At 73.4% G+C, this 10,286-nt stretch carries 6 protein-coding genes and 1 pseudogene; 1 reads left to right on the top strand and 6 read right to left on the bottom strand.

Going from position 1 to position 10,286, the window contains the following annotated elements; genetic code table 11:
- Both AN216_RS01270 and AN216_RS01275 read right to left on the bottom strand, forming a co-directional pair.
- On the bottom strand, nucleotides 1-2,520 hold a 2,520-nt coding region (locus AN216_RS01270), incomplete at its 3' end, for an ATP-dependent helicase (protein WP_420855675.1).
- Between the two features lie 221 nt (nucleotides 2,521-2,741).
- The gene (locus tag AN216_RS01275; RefSeq protein ID WP_338059223.1) at nucleotides 2,742-3,125 is read right to left on the bottom strand and encodes an MGMT family protein; all 384 of its coding nucleotides are present in this window, start codon (nucleotides 3,123-3,125) and stop codon (nucleotides 2,742-2,744) included.
- Between the two features lie 305 nt (nucleotides 3,126-3,430).
- On the opposite strand from AN216_RS01275, the gene AN216_RS01280 reads away from it, so the two are divergent.
- On the top strand, nucleotides 3,431-6,190 hold the full coding sequence (locus AN216_RS01280; protein WP_079166114.1) for a lysylphosphatidylglycerol synthase transmembrane domain-containing protein: 2,760 nt from the start codon (nucleotides 3,431-3,433) through the stop codon (nucleotides 6,188-6,190).
- A 100-nt stretch (nucleotides 6,191-6,290) separates the two neighbouring features.
- On the opposite strand, the gene moeZ is transcribed toward AN216_RS01280, so the two are convergent.
- The 4 genes and pseudogenes from moeZ to AN216_RS01300 all read right to left on the bottom strand — a co-directional run.
- Nucleotides 6,291-7,469 (bottom strand): adenylyltransferase/sulfurtransferase MoeZ, encoded by a 1,179-nt coding sequence (moeZ, locus tag AN216_RS01285; RefSeq protein ID WP_070194689.1) that lies wholly within the window; start codon nucleotides 7,467-7,469, stop codon nucleotides 6,291-6,293.
- A gap of 97 nt (nucleotides 7,470-7,566) precedes the next feature.
- Nucleotides 7,567-8,319: a spherulation-specific family 4 protein gene (locus tag AN216_RS01290; protein ID WP_070194690.1), complete on the bottom strand. Its 753-nt coding sequence runs from the start codon at nucleotides 8,317-8,319 to the stop codon at nucleotides 7,567-7,569.
- Nucleotides 8,307-9,230 (bottom strand): NAD-dependent epimerase/dehydratase family protein, encoded by a 924-nt coding sequence (locus tag AN216_RS01295; RefSeq protein ID WP_070194691.1) that lies wholly within the window; start codon nucleotides 9,228-9,230, stop codon nucleotides 8,307-8,309. The genes AN216_RS01290 and AN216_RS01295 overlap by 13 nt, the downstream gene beginning before the upstream one ends.
- 198 nt (nucleotides 9,231-9,428) lie before the next feature.
- Nucleotides 9,429-10,286 (bottom strand): annotated as a pseudogene (locus tag AN216_RS01300) (hypothetical protein); the annotation flags it as partial.

Raw genomic sequence — 10,286 nt, forward strand, 5'->3', positions numbered from 1 at the left:
GGCGTCCCGGAGGGCGGCGGACGCCGCCGGGTCGACCGTGGTGGCGCGCAGCTCCGCGACCAGCGCGGCCACCGACAGCGGGCGCCGGGGACGACTGGTGACCGCCCGTGGCTCCACGCCCAACTCGGCCAGGAACCGCGAGGGCTGGTCCCCCTGCTCGCCCTGTGCCTGTACCGCGGTGACCACCAGCCGCTCCTTCGCCCGAGTGGCCGCGACGTAGAAGAGCCGCCGCTCCTCAGCCAGCAGCGCGCCCGGGCTCAGCGGTTCGGCGATGCCGTCCCGGCCGATCCGGTCCGCCTCCAGCAGGGACCCGCGCCGCCGCAGGTCCGGCCACAGGCCCTCCTGTACGCCCGCGAGCACCACCAGCCGCCACTCCAGCCCCTTCGAGCGGTGCGCGGTCATGAGGCGTACGGCCTCGGGGCGTACGGCACGTCCGGTCAGCGTGTCGGCGGCGATGTCCTGGGCCTCCACCTCGGCCAGGAAGTTCAGCGCGCCCCGGCCGCCGATCCGCTCCTCGGCCCGGGAGGCGGCGTCGAACAGCGCGCACACCGCGTCCAGGTCGCGGTCGGCGTTCCGCGCGGCGGCGCCACCGCGCTGGGTGGCCCGCTCCAGGCGGCGCGGCCAGGGAGTGCCGTCCCACAGCTGCCACAGGGCGTCCTCGGCGCTACCCCCGCCGGCCAGCGACTCCCGTGCCTTGCGCAGCAGTTGACCGAGCCGCTGGGCACCGCGCGCGTACGCCGGATCGTGCGCGACGAGCCGCTCCGGTTCCGCGAGCGCCTCGGCGAGCAGGGTGTCCGAGGGGCGGGGCAGGCCACGGCCCGCCGCCCGCTCCTCCTCCCGCAGGGCGCGCCCGAGCCGGCGCAGGTCCGCGGTGTCCATGCCGCCCAGCGGGGAGGCGAGCAGGCTGAGCGCGGTCTCGGTGTCCAGCCAACACTCCGGGGCCGGGTCGGACGTGGGGCTACCCTCTGTGGGGGCGTCCTCCACGGGACCGTTCGCCACGGGACCGCCGTCCTCCACCGGCCCGGACGCCGCGGCTTCCGGCTCAGCGGCATCTGGACCAGCGGCTTCCGGACCGCCGGCCACCGGGTCGGGGCTGCCCGCGGCCGTGTCCGGCGCGTCGGGCCCCGGCTGGGCCGCCGCCCGTGCCACCGCACGCAGCGCCGTCAACAAGGGCTCCACCGCCGGCTCGTGCCGCAACGGCAGGTCGTCGCCGTCCACCAGCAGCGGCACCCCCGCCGCGGTCAACGCCCGACGTGCGGACGGGATCGTACGCCCGCCCGCCCGCACCAGTACCGCCATCTCCCCCCAGGGCACGCCCTCCTCAAGGTGAGCGCGGCGCAGCAGGTCCGCGACGGTGTCCAGCTCCGCCCCCGGGGTGGGTGCCGTGACGGTCTCCACCACACCGCCCTCGCACACCGGGGCGAGCGCGCGGTGGGCCCGTACGGCCTCGGCCGGGAGCCGGGTCAGCGGCATCCGGCGGGTCAACTCCCGGGTGGCCTGGACCAGGCGCGCACGGGAGCGCCGGTTGACGCCCAGCACCTCGACGGGCGCGAACGCTCCGTCGGCGCGCGGGAAGCTCCGCGGGAAGTCCAGGATGCCGCCCACGTCGGCACCCCGGAAGGCGTAGATGGACTGGTCCGGGTCCCCGAACACGGTCAGCGACCCGCCGTCCCCCGCCAGCGCGCGCAGCAGCCGGACCTGCGCGGGATCGGTGTCCTGGTACTCGTCCACGAACACGACGTCGTACGCCGTCCGCAGCCGGGACGCCGCCTCCGTACGCTCCGCCAACAGCACCGCACGGTGCACCAGTTCGGCGTAGTCCAGCACCCCCTGGGCGTCCAGCACGTCCAGGTACTCCGCCAGGAAGCCGGCGGCCGCCGACCAGTCCGGACGGCCGGAACCGCGGGCGAAGGCGCCGAGCCGATCCGGGCTGAGGCCCAACTCCCGGCTGCGGGCGAGCACCGCGCGCACCTCGTCGGCGAACCCGCGGGTGGTCAGGCAGGCCCGCAGCTCCTCCGGCCAACTGGCCCGCAGCCGCCCCTCGGCCTCCAGCGCGAGTTGGCCGGCGAGCAGTTCCCGGATGTACAGGTCCTGCTCCGGTCCGGACAGCAGACGAAGCGGCTCCGCGAAGAGGTCTGCGTCCTGGTGCGCCCGTACGAGCGCGTAGCAGTACGAGTGGAAGGTGGTCGCCTGAGGAGCACGCGGCCCGATACCGCGCACGGCCATCCGGTCGCGCAGCTCGACGGCCGCCGCACGGCTGAAGGTGAGAACCAGTATCCGCTCCGGGTCCGTGCCGCGGCGCACCCGCTCGACGACCGCCTCCACCAGCGTGGTGGTCTTGCCCGTGCCGGGTCCGGCCAGGACCAACAACGGCCCGCCCGGATGGTCAACCACGGCACGCTGGCGTGCGTCCAAAGCAGGAAGGTGCGGGGGGGCCGGCGGGGTGCGCACCAGTCGGTACCCGCCCGCCCGGGTTGGCGGCCGGTGTGCCGGGGACTGAATGGAGGAACTCACGTGGATCGCCTAGGGGAGGGGCAGTGCGGGATGCCGACACTATGCGAGCGGACCGGCGCGGCGCAGGGTGAGGCACGGGGCGCGGGCCGTCCCACCGGACGACCCCGGATGTCCGTGATCGCTCGGATGTCCGCCACCCAGGTATCCGACACGGACGACATGACAGACTCGACACCCAAGACACCCCGCGACGACGGAAGCTGGCACCGGTGAACAGGCGAGCGCCTTCAGTCCTCGGCAGCGGCCCCGGAGCCGTCCCACCGCGCGCGGCGCAGATCGAGCCGCGGCGGGGGCTCCGGCGCGTCCCGGGATGGCGTGCGGCCACGGCGCAGCGGCGTGCCCTCGGTACGGTAGCGCTCCAGCGCCCGTGCCTCCCGGCCGGGCAGCGGCACCCCGTCGGCCCGTACGACACGCCACCACGGCACGCCGCCGCCGTACAACGCCAGTGCCCGACCGACCTGCCGGGGGCCGCCGGACGGCCGGTCGCTCTCGCCGGCCAGCCACTCGGCGACGTCGCCGTACGTCAGCACCCGGCCCGGCGGTATCCGCTCGGTGACCTCGAGCACCCGCTCCGCGTAGTCCGGCAGTGCCGGTGGTTCGCTTCCCTGCATGCCGGACATGGTGCCGCATACCACCGACAGCGCACGTGCGGCGTCGCCCGCCTCGTCTGTGCGCAGGGCACGGGGAGCGGCGACCCAGGACGTGTCGTTCGGGTCTTCGTGGATCGGGGAGCGGGGTCTGGTGTCGGGCTCTCCCCGAGCCGAAGGCCACGGGGAACGAGCGCAGCGGCACTGCGTGTTGAGACCACAACGCGGCAGGCGCGCGTGCCGGGGCCCGCGAGTCCGCGGAGATCCGAGCGACACGGCCGGGCACCCGCGCCGGCACCGACGTGCCACCATCGCCTGGGCGGTGACACGTGATACGAGACCAGGGCGGCACGGGGGCCGGCGCGGGGCGGGAGAAGCCTCCGCCCGAGGCGCCCCCTGATGTCGAAGCGGAGGACCAGCCGGACCAGCCGGACCAGTCAGACGAGGAGGAGCAGCCGGACCAACCGAGCGCCGACACCGACACCGACACCGACACCGAGGAAGCCATCGCGGACCGCGACCGCATCGACAGCGACGAGCCGCTGCTGCCCGCGCGTGTGCACCGCCCGTCCGACCTGACCCGGATGGCGCTCGGCCTACTGGGCATCGCGATCGTCCTGACCATCGCGACCTTCGCGCACGGCACCACGGCGGGCCTCGAGGACGACGTCAAGAAGGGCACCGAGCAGGCCCCGGCGCTGCTGATCAGTCTCACCGGACTGGCCTCCAGCGTCGGCGTACTGCTCGTGCCGGTGGCCTTCGCGGTGGAACGTCTCATCAAGCGAGACGGCCTACGGATCGCGGACGGCGTACTCGCGGCGGTCCTCGCGCACGGCGTCTCGCTGGCCACCGACCTGTGGGTGACCGAGGCCGCGCCCTCCGCCATCCATGACGCCCTCACCAAGCCGCTCAGCGACGGCACGGTCACCACCCCGGTGCACAGTTATCTGGGGCCGGTGATCGCCTACATGACGGCGGTGGGCATGGCCCGTCGGCCACGCTGGCGCGTGCTGCTGTGGGGCGTGCTGCTGCTGGACGCCTTCTCCGTGCTGATCGCCGGCTACTCGACGCCGTTCTCCATCGCGGTCACCGTGCTCATCGGGTGGTCCGTGGCGTACGGCACGCTGTACGCCGTCGGCTCGCCGAACGTACGCCCCACCGGCCAGCACCTGCTCGCCGGGCTACGTCACGTCGGGTTCCACCCGGTCAGCGCGCGCCGAGTGGAGGAGGCGGACGACGCGGAGGCGGCGGAGCAGAACGACCGCGGGCGCAACTACCGGGTCACCCTGGAGGACGGCCCGGCGCTCGAGGTCACCATCGTCGACCGGGAACAGCAGGCGCACGGCTACTTCTACCGGGTCTGGCGCCGGCTGGCGCTCCGCGGCCCCGGCCTCACCCAGCGCCGCAACCTGCAGTCGCTGCGCCAGGCTCTCGAACAGGAGGCGTTGCTGGCGTACGCCGCCATCGCCGCCGGGGCCAACGCACCCCGCCTGATCGCCACCTCCGAGCTGGGCCCGGACGCGGTGATGCTGGTCTACCAGCACATCGGGGGCCGCAAGCTGGACGCGCTGCCGGACGAGGCGATCACCGACGAACTGATGGCCGCCTCCTGGCGCCAGGTCAAGGCTCTCCAGTCACGCCGGATCGCGCACCGCCGGCTCACCGGGGAGGCGTTGCGGGTGGACGCCGAGGGCGAGGTGTTCCTCACGGACCTGCGCGGCGGTGAGATCGCCGCGGGCGACCTGGTGCTGCGGATGGACGTGGCGCAGTTGCTGACCGTCTTCGGGCTGCGGGTCGGCGCCGAGCGGGCGGTGGCGGTGGCGGTACGGGTACTGGGTCCGGACGCGATCGCGGACAGCCTGCCGCTGCTGCAACCCATCGCGCTGAGCCGAAGCACCCGCACCACGCTGCGCAAGCTCGCCAAGGAACGCGCCCAGCGGGAGCGGGAGGCGGTGCTGGAGGCCTCCCGGCGGCAGCCCGCCGCCCGTAAGGAGGACGGGTCGGGCACCCAGGACCGTAAGCAGTTGCGGGCGGCCAAGCACGCGCAGAAGAAGGCCATCGAGGAGGCGATGGACGAGGCCCGGGAGGAGGACCTGCTGGTGCAGATCCGGCAGCAGGTGCTGCTGATCCGGCCGCAGGCGCCGATAGAGCCGGCCCGGCTGGAGCGGGTGAAACCCCGCACGCTGGTGAGCTTCATCGCCGGCGCGCTCGGCGCGTACTTCCTCTTCACTCAGCTGAGCCAGGTGCAGTTCGACCAGGTCATTGAGGACGCTCAGTGGGGCTGGGTGGCCATCGGGCTGGCGTTCGCCTCCACGACCTACCTGGCGGCGGCGACGGCGCTGCTGGGCTTCGTGCCGGAGCGGGTGCCGTTTCCACGTACGGTGCTGGCGCAGGTGGCCGGCTCCTTCGTGAAGCTGGTCGCGCCGGCCGCGATCGGCGGTGTCGCGCTCAACACCCGCTTCCTGCAGAAGTCCGGTGTACGCCCCGGGCACGCGGTGGCCAGCGTGGGCGCCTCGCAACTCTTCGGGCTGGCCAGCAACATCATGCTGCTGATGATCTTCGGCTATCTGACCGGGACCGAGCACACACCGACCTTCTCCCCCTCCCGTACGGTCATCGCTGGACTGCTGACCGCGGCGGTGCTGACGCTGATCGCCACCGCCGTGCCACCGCTGCGGAAGTTCATCTCGCACCGGGTGCGGTCGCTGTTCGCGGGCGTGGTGCCACGGATGCTGGACATGGCGCAGCGGCCGAAGCAGTTGCTGACCGGGGTGGGCGGCACCCTCCTGCTGCCCTTCGCCTTCGTGCTGTGCCTGGACGCCTGCGTGCGCGCCTTCGGCCACGACGAGTTGAGCTACGCCACGCTCGCGGTGGTCTTCCTCGCCGGCAACGCGCTGGGCTCGGCGGCTCCCACCCCGGGCGGCCTCGGGGCGGTGGAGGCGGCACTGATCGCCGGCCTGATCACCTTCGGCACGCCCAAGGAGATCGCCACCCCGGCGGTGCTGCTGTTCCGCGGGCTGACCTTCTGGTTGCCCGTGCTGCCCGGCTGGATCGCGTTCACTCAGCTCACCCGGAAGGGCGCGCTCTGACCGTACGCCCGGACCCGAACGACTCCGGCCCCCTCCCGTAGCGGGAAAGGGGCCGGAGTCAGCGGGCGGCGGTTGGCGGGCGCCAGCCAGCGGCGGCCCGTCAGTACACCGGCTTGTCCGGCTCGATCTGGTTGACCCAGCCGATGACACCGCCGCCGACGTGTACGGCATCACCGAAACCGGCGTTCTTCAGTGCCGCGAGCACCTCCGCGGAGCGGGCGCCGGTCTTGCAGTGCAGGACGATCCGCTTGTCCTGCGGGAGTTCGCCCAGCGCGTCACCCATCAGGAAGTTGTCCTTCGGGACCAGCCGGGCGCCGGGGATCGAGACGATCTCGTACTCGTTCGGCTCCCGGACGTCGATCACGTCGATGTTCTCGCCGTCGTCCATCCACTCCTTGAGCTGCTTCGGAGTGATCGTGGAACCGGACGCGGCCTCCTGCGCCTCGTCGCTGACGGCGCCGCAGAACGCCTCGTAGTCGATCAGCTCGGTGACCGTCGGGTTCTCGCCGCAGATCGCGCAGTCCGGGTCCTTGCGGACCTTGACCTGCCGGTACGTCATCTCCAGCGCGTCGTAGATCATCAGCCGACCGACCAGCGGGTCACCGATCCCGGCGAGCAGCTTGATCGCCTCGTTGACCTGGATCGACCCGACCGAGGCGCAGAGCACCCCGAGCACCCCGCCCTCGGCGCAGCTAGGCACCATGCCGGGCGGCGGCGGCTCCGGGTACAGGCAGCGGTAGCAGGGGCCGTGCTCGCTCCAGAACACCGACGCCTGCCCGTCGAAGCGGTAGATGGAACCCCAGACGTACGGCTTGCCGAGCAGCACGCAGGCGTCGTTGACCAGATACCGGGTGGCGAAGTTGTCCGTGCCGTCCACGATCAGGTCGTACTGCGCGAACATGTCCAGCACGTTGGTGGAGTCGAGCCGCTCCTCGTGCAGTCGCACCTCGACGAGCGGGTTGATGCCGAGGATGCTGTCCTTCGCCGACTCCGCCTTCGTACGGCCGATGTCGGACTGGCTGTGGATGATCTGGCGCTGCAGGTTCGACTCGTCGACCTCGTCGAACTCCACGATGCCGAGCGTGCCGACACCGGCGGCGGCCATGTACATCAGCGCGGGCGAACCCAGGCCGCCGGCGCCGACACAGAGCACCTTGGCGTTCTTCAGCCGCTTCTGCCCCTCCATTCCGACATCTGGGATGATCAGGTGGCGGGAGTACCTGCGGACCTCGTCGACGGTGAGCTCGGGAGCCGGCTCGACCAGCGGTGGCAGCGACACGGAGACCTCAGCAAGGGTTGGTCACGGGCTACGGCCTGGCTCAGGCCAGTGAGTGCAGGCCGTTACGGATGTTCTCGTAACACTGCCACGCGCTCGCTCATTCCCCGAGCCCGTGTCCGACGCGCGAGACGATTTCGTCCCAGTAGCCGGGCAGACCCTCCCACGGGTTCGCGCCCGCCCGATCGGTGCGGTCGGTGAACCACACCGTGCCCGCGCCCTGCCAGCGGGCGATCCGCAGGGCCTCGTCGAGATGGGTGCGCGGGACCGAGTGGACGAGGTGGCAGAACCGTTCCGGCGGCAGCTCCGCGGTCCAGCGCGCGGCCTGCGACCAGCGGTACTCCGGCCAGCCGCCCGCGAAGGTCACCAGCTGGTCCGCGCACTCGGCGTAACCCGGAAAGGGCGAGCGGCCGTGCGCCAGGACACAGAGCCCGTCCGGGCACAGGGCCCGCAGCGTGGTGACGACCCGTCGCGTCTCGTCAAGGCACGCGGGCTCCCCGGGACAGCGAGCCAGGTAGAAGCCGTCCACGCCATACCACTCCAGGAACCGGTGCGCGTCCGAGAGGAGTTCACTGAACGGTCGGAATCCCCGGCGGCACTCGAGTCGCCCCAGCACGCTCCGACCCGCGGAACGGACCCGGGCGACGGCCTCCCGGCAGTAACCGTCCGGCCGCTCCCCCGGACCGTGCCCCACGTCGAGCACCGCCCAGCGCAGGGGCGTACCGGGCCGGGAGAGTTCGTTCCACTCCAGCGGCGCAAGCATCGGATGCCCGTAGCCCGGCGCGCCGAAGCGGAGCCCGCCGGCGGTGTCACCGGCGGGGCGAGGCAGGGTCGGGGTGGTCAGATGCGGCATGCCGCCTCCATCCAGATGTCGGCCAGGGACTCCTCCAGGCCGATCCGCGCCCGCCAGCCGAGCCGGTCGCGGGCCGTACGGACGTCCGCCTGCTGCCAGCTGCCACAGCCGTCCGGGTACGGATAGCCGGCCGGACCGCCGTTCAGCCCCGCGGCCTGGGTGTCCAGCTCGTGTACGGAACCGGCGTAGCCGGAGACCCGCGCCAGCACACCGGCGGCGTCCCGCAGGCGTACCGCCCGGCCGGTGCCGATGTTGATCGCGCCCTGGGCGGCCGAGAGCGAGGCGGCGTGCACCGCCCGCGCGACGTCCCGTACGTCCACGAAGTCCCGGTGCACGCCCAGGCCGGGCAGCTTGAGTTCACTGTCGCCCTGCTGCATGGCCCGGCGCATGGCCTCCGCGAGCCGCCCCAGTGGCGAGCCGGCCGGAGTGCCGGGACCGATCGGCGAGAACACCCGCAGCACGACGGCGTCCAGGCCGGAGCCCAGCACCAGTTCCGTCGCGGCGAGCTTGCTCACGCCGTACGGTCCACCAGGCCGCGGCAGGGCGTCCTCCGCGGTCGACGATCCGCCGGGCGAGGGGCCGTACTCCGCGGCACAGCCCAACTGCACCAGCCGTGCGCCACATCCGCTGCGGCGGAGCGCCTCACAGATGGTGGCGGCGCCGATGGTGTTGTGCCGGAGAACGTCACGCGCGCCGCCCCGGATGGCACCGGCACAGTTGACGAGCACGCCGGGGTGCACGGCGTCGAGGAAGCGGGTGAGCGCGCCCGGACTGCCGGTGGACAGGTCGAACCGGACATCCGCGTCGTCACCGCGACCGAGCGCGGTGAGCTGCACGGCGGGGTCCGCCAGCAGCCGCTCCGCGACGAATCGGCCGAGGTAGCCGTTGGCGCCAAGTAGCAGGACTCTCATCGGACGGCCTCCGGTGGATGGTTGAGGGTGGCTGACAGGTGGTACGGGCGCGTGCTCCACGGCGGGAGCGGGCCCCTGGGTCGGGTCTGGTGGCGGTGCGGCTCGCGGGACGTACGCGTACCGCACCCCGTCGTACGGACGGCGGGGTCGGCGCGCTGCGTCCGGGGCGCCCGTGGCCAGTACGCGGCCGTGCGCCGCTCACGGCCTCTCCCGGTGCGCCGAGGCTCTGGGCAACGCCCGGACGACGTGGATCAGCAGCGCCAGCGCGGGGAGCCCGAAGGCGATGACCGGCACCGCCGCCGTGCCGAACTCGGCGACCGCGCGCTCCACCGGCCGGCCCAGCACCGCCATGCCGGGCAGCCGGGCTCCGAGCACCGTGCCGAACGCGGTCGCCTGGAGCGCGCAGCCGGCGTACAGACCGGCGAGTGCCGTACGTGACCGATCGTGGTGGGCCAGCAGCAACGCCAGGAAGAGCAGCATGCCCAGCAGCCCGGTGGCCAGGTGCTGGCCCACGGAGGGCAGCCGTCCCGCCACCGCCAGACCGGCCGCCGCGTGCAGGACCACCAGCAGCGCGGCGTACCCTCCGAGTACGGCGGCCAGCAACGGCCGGGAGCGGGCCGTGAACCAGCTCAGCCCGTGCCCGTCGCGCAGTCCGCGCCGGGCGTGCGCGGCGAACAGCAGGACGCCGCCGACCGCCGGCCCGACGGCGAGCGTGAGCGTGAGGGGCACGCACGCACAGTCGGGCGTGGGCGGCCACGCGGCGGGCCCGGGACCGCCGCCGAGCACCTGGGTGAGCAACCAGTCGCCGTACAGGGCGTATCCGGTCAACCAGCACAGTGCCGGCTGACTCGCGCGGCCGCGGCGCGGCCTGTCGCCGCGGCGCGGCCGGAGCGCGAGCCAGCCGACGCACAGCACGGCCAGCGCCCCACCACCGCCGACCGCCCAACGCAGCGGCGGAGCGACCGACTCGGGCAGTCGCGCCAAGCCGAGCAGGGTGGCGGCGCACAGCGCGCCGGGTAGCAGGCCGAGGGCGAGCCGCGCGACGGCCGACGGCCC

The sequence above is a fragment of the Streptomyces oceani genome (assembly GCF_001751245.1).
GTDB lineage: Bacteria > Actinomycetota > Actinomycetes > Streptomycetales > Streptomycetaceae > Streptomyces > Streptomyces oceani.